The sequence below is a fragment of the Alteromonas sp. KUL17 genome, assembly GCF_006538305.1.
Lineage (GTDB): Bacteria > Pseudomonadota > Gammaproteobacteria > Enterobacterales > Alteromonadaceae > Alteromonas > Alteromonas macleodii.
The window spans coordinates 146,521-163,240 of record NZ_BJKJ01000002.1 but is presented as its reverse complement, the minus strand read 5'-3'; the positions used below and the strand labels follow the sequence as shown (position 1 = coordinate 163,240).

The following is a 16,720-nucleotide window of genomic DNA, read 5'->3' as shown; positions in this document are numbered from 1 at the left end:
AACTAGGCTAAACACGCCTTCAACCGCCAAACGGCTGTCGTCTCATCTAATCAGAAATTCAAAATCTGAGTTAATGGCGGCGTTTTGCACAATGCAGCTGAGAGAGTCGTTAGAAAGTAAATCCCTTTTCAATGTCGCAAAAAACTTTTATCCTTTGCTGCCTTAGCTTTTTACGGTTCAAGACCGTCACAATATGGTTTCGTTGAAGCTTTTTTTACGCATTCGCAACCGGCAGGTGGCTTTTCAGCGTAGCCTTTAAACTTTTGCAGTCACGCAATAAAACCCAAAAGAGAGTGTTCTGTGCACGAAAATAATGACATTGCACCAAATTCTATCGCACCCAACCCGCTAGGTTTAACGCCAATTTTGCTTTTTGTGATTCTTGTTGTAGTGACAGGAGTTACCACAAATGATATTACCGCAATGCCTATTTTGGTTGCTTTCTTTATCAGCGCTGGGTACGGCCTATGTTTAAACCCGAAAGGGAAAAAGGTCAGCTTCTCTGAAAAAGTACAAACGTTTTGCAAAGGCGGTGGCGATAAAAACATTATTCTCTTGGTGCTTATATTCCTGTTAGCCGGTGCATTCTATGCGGTGACTATTGATATTGGCGCTCGAGATGCCACGGTCAACATGGCACTACAATTTGTGCCCTCGGCGCTTATACTGCCTGGCCTGTTTTTGATTTGTTGTTTCATATCATTTTCAATGGGTACGTCCATGGGCACCATTACCGCGCTCTCGCCAATAGGTGCGGGCCTTGCCACAAGTTTAGGGCTGCCGGTGGAAATGGCGCTGGGTATTGTGGTGGGGGGCGCAATGTTTGGTGATAACCTCTCGTTTGTTTCAGACACCACCATTGCCGCAACCCGGACCCAAGGCGTACAGCTAAAAGACAAGTTTAAGGCAAACTTAATGGTTGCTGTGCCGGCATGCATTGTCACCATGGCGTTGCTGCTTATGGTGGATGTTGATACTTCAGGTATTGTTGAAGGTGGCAGCTACGATTTTTGGCGCATAGTACCGTACTTGTGCATTATCGCTTTTGCGCTAACAGGGTTTAACGTCATTAGCGTACTTGCAGTGGGTATTGCCAGTGCCTGTGTAGTAGGCTTGCTGCAAGGCAGCTTTACGCCACTTTCAATGATGCAGAGCATCCAAAAAGGGATGGGCTGGATGCAAGACTTAGCGATGATCGCTATAACCATAGGCGGTATTGTGGCGCTTATGCACGCTAACGGCGGTATAACATGGTTAATCGAGCGCTTAACTCGTAAGGTCACGTCAAAGAAAGGCGCTGAGTTCAGTATTGCTGGTTTGGTTAGCTTTTTGGACATTACAACGGCGAACAACACTATTGCGATTGTTACCGCAGGTCCAATTGCTAAAGACTTAAATGAAAAATACGGTGTTGACCCTCGTCGTACCGCATCACTTTTGGATATCTTTTCGTGCAGTTTCCAAGGTTTAGTCCCTTACGGTGCGCAGCTTTTAAGTGCCGCGGCCGTAGTAGGTATTTCACCGTTAGCTATTACACCGTACTGCTGGTATCCCATGCTGATTTTCGTGTTTGGTGTGGCGGCCATTTGGTTCGGTTTTCCCCGTTTTAAAACGCCCCAAGACGATGAATTAACCCAAAGCGCTTAAATTCTCGTAACGCTTAACACGCTGGCTTTTTAGGGCGGTATCTTCTAGGATCACCGCCCGAATTTTATTGATGATTAGAAACACGCTTTAGGATGTCACTTTGTCTTCAACACTTGCAATAAAACCTCTTTACAACAAACTAGATGATTGTTTGAGCGCAGATAAATTTCGCTTGAAGCGCCGCATTACGCAGCTTGCACAAAAAGTGAATGATAAATCGGGTGTTGAAGGAAAAGGCGCGGAGAAAAAAGCTGCTAATCCCAAAGTTTCAAAACGTAACAGCGCGGTTAGCGAAGAAAGCTTGAAAGCGCAGTTTGAAAAACTTGAAGGCGACATCGATGCATCGGTAGAAAAGCGTAATTGGCGTAAGAACAACCTACCCAAAGTTGAATACCCACCGCTGCCGGTTAGCGATAAAAAAGAAGACATTAAAGAAGCGATTGCGAATAACCAAGTGGTTATCGTTGCGGGTGAGACTGGGTCGGGTAAAACTACGCAGCTACCTAAGATATGCTTAGAGTTAGGTCGCGGTGTAAATGGCATGATAGCCCACACCCAGCCAAGACGATTAGCGGCGCGAAGTGTAGCCACCCGTATAGCCGAAGAGCTCAACACGCCGCTTGGCGAAAAGGTGGGTTTTAAAATTCGCTTTAGCGATCAGGTAAGCGAGCGAAGCTACGTTAAGCTTATGACCGACGGTATGCTGCTAGCTGAAATGCAGCAAGACCGCTTTTTAAATCAATACGATACTATCATCATCGATGAAGCCCACGAGCGAAGCCTTAATATCGACTTTTTGTTAGGCTATTTGCGTCAGCTTTTAGATAAGCGCCCTGATTTAAAACTCATCATAACATCAGCTACCATCGACCCAGAGCGATTCTCTAAGCATTTTAATAATGCGCCTATTATCGAAGTGAGCGGACGTACCTATCCGGTAGAAATTCGCTACCACGCGCCAGAAGACAATGATGACGATATTGATCAAAGCGACGCCATCGTAAATGCTGTCGACGAGCTAATGCGTGAAGCTCCGGGCGATATCTTAGTGTTCTTAAGCGGAGAACGCGAGATACGCGACACCCAAGATGCTTTGAGCAAACAGCATTATCGCAACACTGAAATTGTTCCGCTGTATGCGAGGTTGTCGGCGGCAGAGCAAAACCGCATATTTCAGTCTCACAGCGGTAGGCGCATTGTACTTGCCACCAACGTGGCAGAGACCTCGCTCACGGTCCCCGGCATTAAATACGTCATTGACCCGGGCTTTGCCCGTATTTCACGCTACAGCGCTAGAAGTAAAGTACAGCGTTTACCTATTGAGCCCATCTCTCAAGCGTCAGCGAATCAGCGAGCAGGGCGATGCGGCCGTGTGTCAGACGGTATTTGTATTCGTCTTTATAGTGAAGATGACTATTTAGGCCGCCCAGAATTTACCGACCCAGAGATCCTACGAACCAACTTAGCGTCGGTTATTTTGCAAATGCTTGCTTTAGGGTTAGGCGATATCGCTGCGTTTCCATTTGTTCAGCCGCCTGATAACCGCAATATCAACGACGGTTTCCGTTTACTTGAAGAAATTCAAGCTATTGCGAAAGGCAAAGATAACCGGAAAACCAAGCAAAGCGGCAAAATGCAGCTTACTCCGTTAGGTCGTCAAGTAGCACGTTTGCCTATCGACCCTCGCTATGCACGTATGGTGATTGAAGCCGAGCGTACTAATGCGCTTAGCGAAGTAATGGTGATTGCGGCAGGGCTTTCTATACAAGACCCGCGGGAGCGCCCACAGGAAAAACGCCAGCAAGCAGACGAGAAGCACAGCGAATACCACGATAAAGATTCTGACTTTATCAGTCTTTACAACTTGTGGGTGGCGTTTAAAGAGCAGCAAAACGCACTGAGTCAAAACCAATTGCGCAAATGGTGTAAGCAAAATTTCATCAACTATTTACGTATGCGTGAGTGGCAGGACATTGTTAGCCAACTTAAAAAGTCTATCGCTGAGCTGGGCTTTGGCATTTCAAAGCAAGAAGCCGACTATCAGGCTATTCACCAAGCCATCGCCAGCGGCTTGCTGTCTCACATGGGCTTTAAAGATAAAGAGCGCGAGTATATGGGTTCGCGTAATTCGCGCTTTCTTATTTTCCCTGGTTCATGGCTATCAAAGTCTCAGCCCAAATGGGTAATGGCAGCTGAGCTTGTAGAAACCTCTAAGCTATTTGCTCGTATGGTGGCAAAAATTGATCCAGCATGGGTAGAGCCTTTGGCCGAGCATGTTGTGCAAAGAAGCTATTCAGAGCCCCATTGGTCTAAAAAGCGCGGTGCGGTGATTGCCTTTGAAAAAGTAACCTTGTTCGGGCTACCAATAGTGATGAAGCGTGCGAAGGTTTATAGCCTTATCGACCCGCCAATTTGCCACGAGCTATTTATCCGCGAAGCGTTAGTCGAGGGCAATACTAAGCTCAATTACAGTTTCTTACAGGAAAATCAGGCGCTGCTTGAGCAGGCTGACGAGTTTGAACAAAAGACCCGTCGTCGCGATTTGATAGTCGATGATGAAGAACTGGTAAGCTTTTACGCGAAGCGCATTCCTGTTGAAGCCAATAATGATGCGGCGTTTAAGAAATGGTTTAAGCAACACGGAAGCAACGACAGTTTAACGTTTAAAGAAGAAGACGTATATCGTCAGCAGCCTGGGCAGTCGGTAGCAAACGCATTTCCTGATGTATGGCGCCAAGGCAATATTACGCTGCCGCTTCGCTATAACTTCGAACCTAACGCTGAAGACGATGGCGTAACTGTTGTCATCCCGCTGCCTGTGCTTAATCAAGTTGATAACATAGGTTTTGATTGGCTGGTGCCGGGACTAAGGCACGACCTTATTGTGGGGTTAATTAAAACCTTGCCAAAACGCTTGCGTCGTAACTTTGTGCCTGCGCCAAACTTTGCTGAAGCATGCCTTGCTGATATCTGTGAAACAGATAAGAACAACCGTCCGGTGCCTTTGCTTGAAGCTGTAACCGATAAGTTACGCAAAATGACAGGCGTTATTATTGAAAGCGAAGAGTGGAATTTAGAACAGCTTGATAAGCATTTAAAAATGCACTTCGCGGTAGTTAATGACAACGGTGATGATATTGCCAAAGGTGACGACCTGCACGCGCTTAAACAGCAGTGTGCAGGGCAGGTGAAGCAAACCTTTGAGAAAGCCGCAACACCCGAGTTAGAGCGAAATAACATCGAACAGTGGGATTTCGAAAGCTTGCCAGAAACCTTTGTGCAGAAAGTTGGCGGGTTCGAAGTTCAGGCGTTCCCGGCTCTGGTACAAAAGGGCGATAAGGTAGATATTGCGCTAATTGAAGAAGCGGATAAAGCCCAAGTGCTGCATAAGCAAGGCGTGAATGTCTTGATTAAAAACGCGATGCCGTCGCCCCTTAATTATTTGCAAAGCAAATTACCTAATAAAGCCAAGCTGGGTTTGTATTTCAATCCATTTGGACAAGTGAAAGCGCTAATTGATGATTGTATTTTTGCGGGTATCGACGCCATTGTCAGTGATTACTGCAAAACCAATAACACCGACATTCGCAGCAAAGCCGATTTTGAAGCCTGTTTAGAGATTGCTCGTGCAAACATTAATGACAGAGTGTTAGAGATTGCCAAACAAGTGGAGCAGGGGCTTACCCTCGCGCACCAGTGCCAGAAGCAAATGAAAGGTAACGTGCCGCTGACGATGATAAACGCCTTAGGTGACTGTAAAGCCCACTTGGCATCGTTAGTTTTTCCTGGTTTTGTTTCTGAAATTGGCGAGAGTAGGTTAGATGATTGGAATCGTTACATTAAAGGTTTAGCTCGTCGGCTAGAGAAGCTCCCCATTGATCCCAACAAAGACAGAATGCATCAGGTCACGGTAGAAAAGTCGATTAAAGAATGGGAAAAGGCGTGCAGCAAGTACCCCAAAGGTAAAGTACCTCAAGCTCTTAATGACGTGCGCTGGATGATAGAAGAATTACGGGTTTCGTTGTTTGCGCAGCAGCTTGGTACGGCTTATCCCATTTCGGCTAAGCGTATCACTTTGCACCTCGCTGACTTTTAAAAAAGGGCGTTAGGTGTAAGGTAGCATCAATGAGCCAGGCTAGGGCATGAGGGCATATATTTGTTACCGCAAACAAAACAGCGGGCAGAAACGGCTGAGTCGCTGATTTAAGTGGGAAGGTAGTCGAAATTAGACCAAAGTACACTTTTAATAATTGTTGAATAAATATTATACAGTTCGATTGACAAGTTACCGGCATCGCCCTATAACATCAGATGTAGTCGTCAGCGTAACGCTAAAAATCAGGAGAAGTAGACATGTTGGGATACGACGATAAGCGAAATTTTTTCAGGATGATGGTAAATTCGCCTTGTCAGTTGCAAATTACTGATGATGAGTCGAGCCGCACCATGCAGGCAATGTGTAGAGATATCAGTGCTACAGGTATGTCTTTGGAAGTCGATGAACCCTCAATTGAGGTGGGTACACAAGTGAGTGTTGCAATAGAGTCATCTAGTTCGCAAATCCCATCTTTGGCAGCATTAGCGACTGTTGTGCGCTGTGAACCAGAATCCGAGTCAAGCTGCATTATAGGCGTCGAAATTTCTCAGATGAAATAGTCTAATCTAACGTGTTAGGGCGGGGTAAAAGCTTCGCCTTTTCGTGTCTAACTAAAAAACACAAGGCGTCAGGGTCTACAGCAATGACGTACCCGCGGTGTTGCTTCTTTCTTTACACTCCAATGTTGACCATCCCGTTGTGGTTTGAAAACAGTCTTTCAGCTTTCATATACTAAACCGAATAGGCCGTTCAGTTTTTTCTATTTTAACTCTCAGTCTTAATTGCTAATAATTCTCATTAATGCGAAAGCAAACTGATTTAATACTTTGAGAGAGCGATGACTATGAAAAAGACGATGACCTTTGCAGTGATGCACTTTTCAGTGGCCTTTACGGTTGCCTACTTACTGACAGGAAGTGTGGTAGTAGGCGGTGCCGTAGCGTTGGTTGAGCCAGCCATTAATACCGTGGCGTTTTATTTTCACGAGATGGTGTGGAAGAAAGTTGAAGAAAAAGAGGGTGTTGTTAAGGAACAATCAGATGACAGTTCACAACAGTTATCAAGTCGCTTTTCTAACAATGAGATAACCTTTGCATCTTAAGGAAATGGATTTACCTTCGTAAGCTTTTCGCACAACGTAATGTTAGCTCAATAGATTTCGTAAAGCGCCCTATACATCAACAAGGGCGCTTTTTTAATCGCTAGTCGTCGGTGACTTCACACACTAGACCTTTCAAGTAATAGCCTTCTGGATAGCTGCCAATGATAGGATGATCTGAGGCTTGATTAAGCCTTGCGATAATTTTGATAGTACGACCTGCATCAAGTGCAGCGTCTGCCACAACTTTCTGGAATAAATCTGCCGGCATAAGGCCAGAGCAGCTAAATGTAAGCAGCAGCCCACCAGATTTAACAGCATGTATGCCGTACATATTAATGTCTTTATAGCCGCGGGCAGCACGGTTTAATGTTGCCTTGCTGTCGACAAACTTTGGCGGGTCGAGTATCACCATATCAAACTGTTTGCCCTGCTCGTGATACTCCCTGAGTGCCTTAAACACGTCTTGGTTTACGTAATCGGCTTTGTTTTCGTCTAAACCATTGATGGCTACATGGTGCTTAGCCAAATCAAGAGCAGGCTGAGATACATCAACGTTAGTAACAGATTTAGCACCGCCAGCAAGTGCGTAGCAAGAAAACGTACCTGTGTAGCTAAAACAGTTGAGTACGTCGGCATCTTTCGCGTAGTGTGCAGCCGCCGCGCGACTGTCTCGCTGATCAAGGTAAAAACCGGTTTTATGGCCGTTCTCGATATCAACCACTATGTTGATGCCGTTTTCTTTTACTGTAACTTGCATAGGTGGTTCACCATGCAGTACACCAGTTACAGGCTCCAAGCCTTCTTTCTTGCGCACGTCCACGTCGCTTCGCTCGTAAATGTGTACATTAGGCATTAGTTTAGTAATTGCCCACACTATCTTATCTCTGTGTTTTTCGCCGCCCGCGCTCAAAAGCTGAAGTACTGCAACATTGTCGTATAGGTCTATAGTGATCCCTGGAAGGCCATCACTTTCAGACGCTATCCAGCGAAACGCGTTGGTTTTGTTTGGGTCAAACAAGCGTTTGCGAAGGGCTAGTGCAGTTTCTAAACGGCGTAGGAAAAATCCGTTATCAATGCTTTCGTCTTTCTTGAATGTCCACATACGAACGCGAATTTTTGAATTTGGAGAGTAAGCGCCTCGCCCTAACCAGTCGCCTTCAGAGTCAAATACGTCTACCGTATCGCCAACTCGCGCGCGGCCCTTTAGTTCAGCCACAGCGCTTTCGAATACCCAAGGGTGTTTGCGGCGAAGTGATTTGTCTCTGGATGGCTGTAATATGACCTGTGCTGACATGAAGGCTCTCGTACTAATTTAATAAATGTGAAACAGAGTTAAGCGATTTTACTCGCTTATGAGAATGGTCGCGATTATACGCAATTTCATAAGTTCTGTGTTAATAATACCAATCTGCATAGATAATTACCCACTCAGCGAGAGTTAAAATGCTCTATCCGGACTGGTATAAACACAAAACAAACCCAAACTGTTTGATATAAAAGTACGTAGCCAAATTACGATTAAAATTTAAGACTAGGATTGGATGTAAATTATGCGATATGTCGATTTTGAAAAAGGATGCGGCCCAAGCGAACTTGTTGTAAAGGAATGTGAAGGGCTGTCGCTAGCACCAGGGAAAGTAAAAGTTGACGTAAAAGCGTTTGGGGTGAATCGTGCGGATACCTTGCAACGCCAGGGGAATTACCCACCTCCACCAGGCGAGAGCGGTATTCTTGGATTAGAGGTAGCTGGCGTGGTGTCAGAGGTTGCCAGTGACGTCACTGCATTTAAAGAAGGTGACGAAGTATTTGGTTTGGTTGCAGGTGGCGGCTATGCCACTGAAGTGATCGTTAATCCAGCCCATTTAATGCCCATTCCCAAAGGCATGCCGTTTTTTGAAGCCGCGGGTTTGGCCGAAGTGTTTCTTACGGCATTTCAGTGTTTGCGCACAATCGCGCATGTAAAGCCGGCTGAACGGGCGTTAATTCATGGCGGTGCAAGCGGTGTAGGGCTGGCTGCCACGCAACTTTGTCGATATTGGGGCGTACACAGTGCGGTAACGGCTTCAAGTCAAGATAAGCTTTCGTTGTGTGAAAGCAATGGCGCAGAGCATCTTATCAATTATAAGCAGCAACAGTTTGATGATGTGCTTAAAAAAGTCTGGCCTGAAGGGGGTGATATGGTGCTTGATATGGTAGGTGGCGACTACCTCAACCGTAACCTTAAAATACTGAAGCAAGATAGAAAAGTGGTTTACTTAGCGATGCTGGCAGGGAGATATGCTGATAACCTCGATATGGCTATGCTGTTAGGTAAAAGGGCGTCCATTATTGGCACGACACTTAGAAATCGAAGCGACGATTATAAAGCTGATCTAATTCGTGACTTTACTACCGTATGCTTGCCCGCTTTTGAGAATAAAGAGCTTAGGGTAAATATCGATACTCACTATAGCATTGAAGATATCGGCGAACCCCACGTGCGTTTGGAAAACAACGATACGCAGGGCAAGTTGGTTCTTTCTTGGTAAACGCGCTTTGCAGTAAGCTTATCTAATTGCCAACGAAGCCTTCGTCGGGTTTCGTTGGATTGGCTTCTGCCGCCTTGCGGGCCAGGTCGTCACAGCGCTCATTTTCAGGGTGCCCCGAATGGCCTTTTACCCAATGCCAGTTTACCTGATGCTTTTTTACCGCTTCATCTAGTCGCTTCCACAAATCTGCGTTCTTGACGGGTTTTTTATCTGCCGTGCGCCAACCGTTCTTGCGCCAGTTATGGATCCACTGATTAATACCGTTTTTTACGTACTGGCTGTCGGTAGTTAATTCAACGTTGCACGGTTCGTTTAAACTATTAAGCGCTTCGATAGGGGCTAATAGTTCCATACGGTTATTAGTTGTGTGGGCAAAGCCGTGGCTCAACTCTTTTCTATGCTGCTTGTAAATCAGTACAGCTCCGTACCCGCCCGGTCCAGGGTTGCCTAAGCACGAGCCGTCGGTGTATATATGAATGGTCTTTTGAGCCACAGCGTTTCCTTTGATTTAACTGGCTTAATTTATATTGTCTTTTCCCTTAGCGGATTGCGAAGGGGTTGATATACTATCAAAAAATGAAAGTGTAATTATAGTAGAGGTTCCATGCGCCAAATTGTTCTCGATACTGAAACCACAGGTATTGACCCCAAAGAAGGCCACCGCATTATCGAAATAGGGTGTGTTGAAGTTGTTAACCGCCGATTGACGGGGAATCACTTTCACGTTTACATCAATCCGGGCCGTCACATTGAACAAGAGGCAATTGAAGTCCACGGTATAACCAATGAATTTCTTGCCGACAAGCCTACCTTTTCTCAAGTGGCTCAGGAGTTTGTGAGCTTTATCAAAGGGGCACAGTTAGTCATTCACAACGCGCCTTTCGACGTTGGGTTTATGGATCACGAGTTTGGCATGGAAGCGTCTACCAAAGGCGTTATTACTAACCAAATTTGCGATGTTCTAGATACACTTACTCTTGCTCGCCAAATGCACCCAGGCCAAAAGAACAACCTTGATGCATTGTGTAAGCGTTATGGTATAGACAATAGTCATCGTACCCTTCACGGCGCTTTGCTGGATGCGGAAATCCTGGCAGATGTTTATCTGTTGATGACCGGTGGGCAAACCAAGCTTAAACTGGCGTCTAGCTCTGGCAGCGACGCTGACTCAACTGCCATTCGTAGAATTAACCGAAGCGCAAATAAATTAAAGGTTATTAAAGCCTCCGCCGATGAAATAACACAGCATGAGGCCCGCTTGGATATTGTCGAAAAAGCGGGTGGCAAATGTTTATGGCGTCCTCAGCCTGAAGAGGTGTCTTAGCAGAACATAATCAAACAGAACTAAAATAGCCAAACAATGCAGGAGCAGCGTAGCGTGAGAGTGTGGTTTTATTGGGTAATTTTTTTATCATTGTTTATACACTTAAGCGCTGGCGCTCAGTCGCAAGAAGACGAACGCGACGCTGCAAGGCAGCTTGCTGATAGCGCTGTACAAAATGCTCAATCAAGCAACGCAACAATAGATACATCTCCTCTTACAGAGCTTGGTGATGAATACACCAACTCCATTCAACTGTTACAAAACCGCTTTCGCGTTGACTATAACGTTAAAGAAATCACCATGGTTTTCTTTAGGGAGTACGGTTCTGCCCCTGTGGTGCTGGTTAGACCCGATGGTTCAAAGCTATTTCAAGGGCGCGTCGACGAAGAAATGGTGCAGTGGTACGACGCTGATACCTTTGACATGATCACCATCAAAGATCCTGTGCCTGGGCCTTGGCAAGCTGTAGGTCAAGTATTACCGCAAAGCCGTGTAATGGTTTTGTCTAATGTTGAACTTCATGCTGAGCCGTTGCCGAATGTGCTGTTTGCCGGCGAAATACTCAAATCCACAGCCTATTTAACCAACAACGGCAAGCCTATAGAAAACAAACAGTTCAGAGATGTCGTCGACTTAGAGATTGAGTTTAAGAGTACCAATAATCCTAACTATGGCAACTTTGGTACAAATGACCAGCGCATAGCGACATTTAAAGACGATGGACGAGGGATGGATGAGCGACCAGGAGATGGCGTTTTTACTGGCCAGTTCAACTTGAAAATACCGGCTGGTGAATGGAAGCCTATTTTTCGCGTAAGCACACCAATGTACACCCGCGAGCAAATAGGCGAACTTATCGTCTTACATGAAAATCCCGTGTCTATTGATGTTGAAATGGATGGAGGCGGAGAGGGCTATCATAAAATTGTTATTGATGTAGACCGTGAATTAGTCGACATCGAGTCACTGCTAGTCGATGGCAAAGTGAAGTTTCCTAATTCCGATATGCAGAATTTTTCGCTAACAGAAGGCGGTGTGGATCCTCGAGAGCACTTAATTGTCGCCTACGAAGAAGGAATTTTTAGGGTAAAACTCACTGCTTACGGCACGACAATGGATGGGCGCGATTTTATATTAGATGTCCCTGAATATAGTTTTGTGGCAGAGGGACCAGCCGAGCCTGAGGTTGAAGACCCTTTAATCAATGGAAAAGATCCTATCGTTGATGGCAGTGCACCCTTAATAACGCAACCTGAAGTGCCACAAGACGATATGCAGCCAAATTCGGTAGAAGATGAAATGGATGATGGGACGCTAACCCTCATTCTGGTGGCCGTAAATGGGTCTATAGTGCTCATCGGAGTAATCGCTGCTGCTGTAATTATTATTATGCGAAAAAAGGCGTCTGCGCCTAAGCAAGCAAATAGTACTGCAAAGCCATCGGGAGAAACCACCGATGCTGACCTTACTATGGAATCTGAACCTAAGGGGTTTAAAAAACTGTTAGGTCTATTCAAGAAGCGTGAAAAAGCTGAAAAGGAATAGCAGGGAGATCAGCGCTTCAGTTTAAGGCGTCGCTAATTTGTTCACTTTGAATTTTATTTCGACATAATGCCTATTTAACAGGCAAACAAACCGCAGATGACAATTTTATTAATAAAAAGCGTTGACTCCACATAGGGGAATACGTATTATCTGCGCCGCAGTCAGGGGACAGGGCAACAACAGCCAAGTCAACTCACTGATAACATTGAAGATGTGGAGCGGTAGTTCAGTTGGTTAGAATACCGGCCTGTCACGCCGGGGGTCGCGGGTTCGAGTCCCGTCCGCTCCGCCATTAATGATAAGCTTTTCCTTCTTAGATAATTCCCCCTTCTGGGGACATTCAAAAAGTTCTCTTTTTACTCTGTCGTTAAAATTGCTGTTCTCGCAATCGCACTTTATTTATTCTTACCCTCTTGTCAGTTAGCCATTCAAGAAATTGCTCCATTTCCCAATTGCACAATGTGACACTAGAAACATTATTCCTCTTCGATTAATAGTCTTCTATAAAGTAAAAAAACACCCAACAAACAGTAACATGCCCTAAAGTCGTAGTGTCTTTTTTTTAATTTGTACTAAAGTTAGGTCGTTCACGCTAAAAAAACACGGAAATTATGAATAAAAGCGACCAAAAACAGTACTTTCTTGCTGATAATTTAAAAGCAATTGGGGTGTCATTGCTAAGCGTAGTGGGTGTGACCCTATTACTTGCTATCGTTATGTTTGTGTTTATTCGAGAACAAGAGGAGAGTCGCGCTACAGAAATACTAGATAATGTGCGCGTAGTATTTAGAGATGCTGAGATTACGCTCGATTACCTAAATGCGCTGCCGTATCAAACCTGTGAAATGGATAACTTAGCGGAAATGCGAAAAACCTTGTTTCGCTCTCGATTTGTAAAAGAGATAGGTTTTTATCAAAATAACGAGCTATTGTGCAGTACTTATTTGGGCATTCTAGAAGAGCCCATGAAAGAGGTTAAGCCTGATTTTTATACTCAGCTTGGCGACGCTTTTTGGATAAATACTCCTCTTCAGCTTTTCGATAAACAAGCTACCGGTACTATAGTACAGCGGGGACGTTACAACGCAGTATTGGATATGGATAGTGTCATTGGTTACAGCTACACGCAAGATTGGCAGCTGTTCTACAATGGCGATCAGTTTTATCATATGGCAGGTAATCCTAGCCTTGTCGGTTCTACCCTCAGCCAAGATGACATGGACGCACGCACTGGCTACTTTTCCTTACAATTTATCCAGTGTGATGAACGCTACAATCATACCTGCCTAAAAGTGAAATCTGATCACGGTCGCGTACTAGATTTGCACATGGGCAAGCTGGTGTTGTTTGTGTTTGCTATGTTAATGACAGCAGCGTTGACGCATATGCTTACCTTTAACTATTTAAGACGACGACGTTCACTTGAGTCTCGCGTCAGTAAAGGGCTAAAAGAACATAAGTTCTATTGCTTGTACCAACCTTTTGTAAACTTGGAATCGGGAAAGGTCATTGGGTGCGAAGTATTGAGTCGATTTGAGGATGAATTTGGGCCGATTTACCCTGACGAATTTATTCCTCAGGTAAAAGAGCAGGATATGACCTGGGAATTTACGGTTGATATGATTACCACCGCCATGAGAGAACTCAACGAAAACCCAGAGATCCCCGAAGGCTTTAAGGTATCGTTTAATCTATTCCCCTTCGATTTTACCCGCGAAGGTTGTTTGGACCTAGACTTTGTACTAGATATGAACGTAAAGAACTTCAAGTTAGTTTTAGAAATCACCGAGGATGAGCAAATCGCCACTCATAGTGCGGTGAAGCATATTAAGTCACTGAAGAGTAAAGGCTTCTTATTTGCAATTGACGACTTTGGAGTGGGTTATTCAAATTTAAGCCAGCTTAAAACGCTAAACTGTGATTACCTTAAAATTGACCGCAGCTTTGTTATGGATATGGAAGATAACAGTATTCGTTCATCACTCATCCCTCACATTGTGAGCATTGCCGAAGGACTTAATGTTGATTTAATTGCAGAAGGAGTTGAAAACATTGAACAATGCAATGAACTGAAAGGATTAACCATCGGCTTTGGTCAAGGGTGGTTGTTTGGCAAGCCACAGTCGGCTGATGCACTGGCCAAAAGCGTTCAAGGCACGCAATAACACAGATTGATATTTACGTTTTAGCGCTGTTATTTTTCAGTTGGTGTTGGTAGTGTTTAACGCTACCATTCACCGTCTGGAAATTAAAGAAGAATACTCGCATGCAGGACGTGCTAATTTGCCGCAATATTAATAAAACCTATCAAGATGGCAGTAATGCTACCCCCGTTTTACACGATGTCTCTCTTTCAATAAAAGCTGGCGAACATGTTGCTATTTTAGGTAGCTCCGGCTCAGGTAAAAGCACCCTTTTACATATTCTTGGAGGGTTGGATAAACCTTCTAGCGGTGAAGTCGAATTCAATGGAAAATCACTCGGTCAATTATCTGGGAATGCATTAGCAAAGCTTCGCAATGACGAAATGGGCTTTATCTATCAATTTCATCATTTACTTGGTGAATTCACAGCGTTAGAAAATGTAGCAATGCCGCTAAGAATTAGAGGGCTCTCGACCAAATTGGCCCACGGCAAGGCTCGTGAAATGTTAGATGAAGTTGGGCTTTCTCACCGCGTCGACCATTTACCATCGACCATGTCAGGTGGTGAACGACAGCGTGTGGCAATAGCACGAGCTTTAGTTACCGAGCCATCAGTGGTACTGGCCGACGAACCTACAGGAAATCTTGATGACTCGACGGGTGAGCAAATTTATAAACTGCTTACTAGCTTAAGTGATAAAAAAGGGACAGCGTTTGTTGTCGTTACCCATGATATTACCTTGGCCGGGAAAATGGACAGGGTGCTGAAGATAAAGGACGGCAGATTAGCGAGCGATACGTTATTCAAGGAGAGCCAAGATGCTCGCCTTTGAATTGGCCCAACGCTTCAGAAAAACACGTTCAGAACAGCGTTTCATCTCTTTTATTTCTATGTCATCCACCATTGGGATTGCCCTTGGTTGCTTTGTACTAATTGTGTTGCTGAGCGTAATGAACGGGTTTGAAAAAGAGCTTACAAGTCGTATTTTGAGTGTGGTTCCTCATGGTGAATTATATAGCAAGAGCGAAAGCGGAATAGAAAATTTAGACGCGCAGCTCTATCGTTTGTCTCAAGATAGCCGTATTGCCTCTGTCACGCCATACACAGGGATAACCGGAATGTTGCAGTCAAAGGGGGAGTTGAAGGCAATTAGCGTTACTGGTATTCCGGTAAACAGTGTTAGCTACAAATATGCTGAAAGAGTCACAAGTGAGGATTGGCAACGTTTTTCGACGCAGAAAAATGGTCTCATTGTAGGAAAGGGTATTTTCGCTTCCATGGACCTTAATATTGGTGACATTGTTCAAATACTCATTCCCCAAACAACTCAGGATCTAACCTTCAAAGCCCCACGTTCAATTACGCTTTCTATTTCTGGAGTGCTATCTGTTGGCGGTGAACTCGATAACCAGCTGGGTTTAATGCACTTGGAAACAGCGTCTGAAGCTATTGGTATTTCATCTAAGTCACAAGGAATTCAGCTTACACTTATCGACCCATTTTCATCTTACGACACGATGCGAGATATAGGTTACAGCTACCCTCAGGGTGTTTACATGTCTGACTGGACACGTACCCAAGGCCACTTATATAACGATATTCAGCTAGTTAGAGCTGTGGTGTATATCGCCTTGACGCTGGTCATTGCCGTTGCTTGTTTTAACATTGTGTCGTCACTGGTTATGGCGGTTAGAGACAAACAGGCTGCCATCGCAATATTAAAAACCATGGGAGCGACGGATCGTTTAATTCGCAATACCTTCGTGTTGCAGGGCTTTATCAATGGCGTTATAGGCATTACTGTAGGTGTGGTTTTAGCGCTACTGGTAGCACCTAACCTCTCTGAGATTGTTCGCTTTATTGAGGTGGCGATAGGCATAGAAATTCTATCAGGCGATATATATTTCATCGATTTCCTACCATCTGATCTACATTGGCAAGACGTTGTTGTAACCGTGGTTGTTGCTATGTTCTTGAGTGTGGGCGCTACTATTTACCCGGCGCAAAAGGCAGCCAAAGTATCACCTTCATCAGCGCTTCACTAACTTTAAGCTCAATAGGGTAAGTAATACCAATCCGCATAGATCATTACCCACTCAGCGAGAGTTAAAATGTTCGTAATCGCGGCGTGTTACCGCAGGTATAGTGGTTCTACATCAAGGTGACACAACAAAGAGTACGGACATTTTAAACTCGCCCTTCGGGAAGGTCTGGCAAGCTTCCTAGCTTCATTCTGGGAATTTGAAAGGGAACAGCCATTCCTGCATTCCCACGCTTTGCTAGGAAGCTTGCCAGCGCCTTCTGAGTAGGCAATTATCTATGCGGATTGGTAT

At 44.8% G+C, this 16,720-nt stretch carries 12 protein-coding genes and 1 tRNA gene; 11 read left to right on the top strand and 2 right to left on the bottom strand.

Annotated elements, in window-relative coordinates; genetic code table 11:
• Positions 1-300: 300 nt before the first annotated feature.
• The 4 genes from KUL49_RS02505 (at position 301) to KUL49_RS02490 (ending at position 6,845) form a co-directional block, all read left to right on the top strand.
• Positions 301-1,647, top strand: coding sequence for a Na+/H+ antiporter NhaC family protein (locus tag KUL49_RS02505; RefSeq protein ID WP_131136201.1), 1,347 nt, complete (start codon positions 301-303; stop codon positions 1,645-1,647).
• Between the two features lie 100 nt (positions 1,648-1,747).
• A complete protein-coding gene (hrpA, locus tag KUL49_RS02500) occupies positions 1,748-5,743 on the top strand; it encodes an ATP-dependent RNA helicase HrpA (protein WP_131136200.1) in 3,996 nt (1,331 codons plus the stop codon).
• A gap of 257 nt (positions 5,744-6,000) precedes the next feature.
• Positions 6,001-6,303: a PilZ domain-containing protein gene (locus tag KUL49_RS02495; RefSeq protein WP_014949177.1), complete on the top strand. Its 303-nt coding sequence runs from the start codon at positions 6,001-6,003 to the stop codon at positions 6,301-6,303.
• Between the two features lie 284 nt (positions 6,304-6,587).
• Positions 6,588-6,845 (top strand): DUF2061 domain-containing protein, encoded by a 258-nt coding sequence (locus tag KUL49_RS02490; protein ID WP_014976293.1) that lies wholly within the window; start codon positions 6,588-6,590, stop codon positions 6,843-6,845.
• Between the two features lie 100 nt (positions 6,846-6,945).
• On the opposite strand, the gene KUL49_RS02485 is transcribed toward KUL49_RS02490, so the two are convergent.
• The gene (locus KUL49_RS02485) at positions 6,946-8,139 is read right to left on the bottom strand and encodes a class I SAM-dependent rRNA methyltransferase (protein WP_014976294.1); all 1,194 of its coding nucleotides are present in this window, start codon (positions 8,137-8,139) and stop codon (positions 6,946-6,948) included.
• Positions 8,140-8,395: 256 nt separating this feature from the next.
• Between KUL49_RS02485 and KUL49_RS02480 the strand changes: the two genes are divergently transcribed.
• The gene (locus KUL49_RS02480; RefSeq protein WP_131136199.1) at positions 8,396-9,373 is read left to right on the top strand and encodes an NAD(P)H-quinone oxidoreductase; all 978 of its coding nucleotides are present in this window, start codon (positions 8,396-8,398) and stop codon (positions 9,371-9,373) included.
• Between the two features lie 22 nt (positions 9,374-9,395).
• On the opposite strand, the gene rnhA is transcribed toward KUL49_RS02480, so the two are convergent.
• A complete protein-coding gene (gene rnhA / locus KUL49_RS02475) occupies positions 9,396-9,866 on the bottom strand; it encodes a ribonuclease HI (RefSeq protein ID WP_131136198.1) in 471 nt (156 codons plus the stop codon).
• 111 nt (positions 9,867-9,977) lie between these two features.
• On the opposite strand from rnhA, the gene dnaQ reads away from it, so the two are divergent.
• The 6 genes from dnaQ to KUL49_RS02445 all read left to right on the top strand — a co-directional run bounded on the left by dnaQ (position 9,978) and on the right by KUL49_RS02445 (position 16,432).
• Positions 9,978-10,697 (top strand): DNA polymerase III subunit epsilon, encoded by a 720-nt coding sequence (gene dnaQ, locus KUL49_RS02470; protein ID WP_014976297.1) that lies wholly within the window; start codon positions 9,978-9,980, stop codon positions 10,695-10,697.
• Between the two features lie 54 nt (positions 10,698-10,751).
• A complete protein-coding gene (locus KUL49_RS02465; RefSeq protein WP_131136197.1) occupies positions 10,752-12,242 on the top strand; it encodes a TIGR03503 family protein in 1,491 nt (496 codons plus the stop codon).
• 215 nt (positions 12,243-12,457) lie between these two features.
• A tRNA-Asp gene (locus KUL49_RS02460) sits at positions 12,458-12,534 on the top strand.
• 319 nt (positions 12,535-12,853) lie between these two features.
• The gene (locus tag KUL49_RS02455; RefSeq protein ID WP_131136196.1) at positions 12,854-14,407 is read left to right on the top strand and encodes an EAL domain-containing protein; all 1,554 of its coding nucleotides are present in this window, start codon (positions 12,854-12,856) and stop codon (positions 14,405-14,407) included.
• 101 nt (positions 14,408-14,508) lie between these two features.
• Positions 14,509-15,219, top strand: coding sequence for a lipoprotein-releasing ABC transporter ATP-binding protein LolD (gene lolD, locus KUL49_RS02450; protein WP_131136195.1), 711 nt, complete (start codon positions 14,509-14,511; stop codon positions 15,217-15,219).
• Positions 15,206-16,432, top strand: coding sequence for a lipoprotein-releasing ABC transporter permease subunit (locus tag KUL49_RS02445; RefSeq protein WP_131136194.1), 1,227 nt, complete (start codon positions 15,206-15,208; stop codon positions 16,430-16,432). Before lolD ends, KUL49_RS02445 begins: the two co-directional genes overlap by 14 nt.
• The last annotated feature ends 288 nt before the right edge of the window (positions 16,433-16,720 follow it).

Excerpts from the sequence above, each read along its gene's own strand:
- KUL49_RS02485 (WP_014976294.1), bottom strand. The coding sequence starts at position 8,139 with ATGTCAGCACAGGTCATATTACAGCCATCCAGAGACAAATCACTTCGC.
- KUL49_RS02495 (WP_014949177.1), top strand. The coding sequence starts at position 6,001 with ATGTTGGGATACGACGATAAGCGAAATTTTTTCAGGATGATGGTAAAT.
- KUL49_RS02455 (WP_131136196.1), top strand. The coding sequence starts at position 12,854 with ATGAATAAAAGCGACCAAAAACAGTACTTTCTTGCTGATAATTTAAAA.
- KUL49_RS02480 (WP_131136199.1), top strand. The coding sequence starts at position 8,396 with ATGCGATATGTCGATTTTGAAAAAGGATGCGGCCCAAGCGAACTTGTT.
- KUL49_RS02445 (WP_131136194.1), top strand. The coding sequence starts at position 15,206 with ATGCTCGCCTTTGAATTGGCCCAACGCTTCAGAAAAACACGTTCAGAA.
- lolD (WP_131136195.1), top strand. The coding sequence starts at position 14,509 with ATGCAGGACGTGCTAATTTGCCGCAATATTAATAAAACCTATCAAGAT.
- dnaQ (WP_014976297.1), top strand. The coding sequence starts at position 9,978 with ATGCGCCAAATTGTTCTCGATACTGAAACCACAGGTATTGACCCCAAA.
- KUL49_RS02490 (WP_014976293.1), top strand. The coding sequence starts at position 6,588 with ATGAAAAAGACGATGACCTTTGCAGTGATGCACTTTTCAGTGGCCTTT.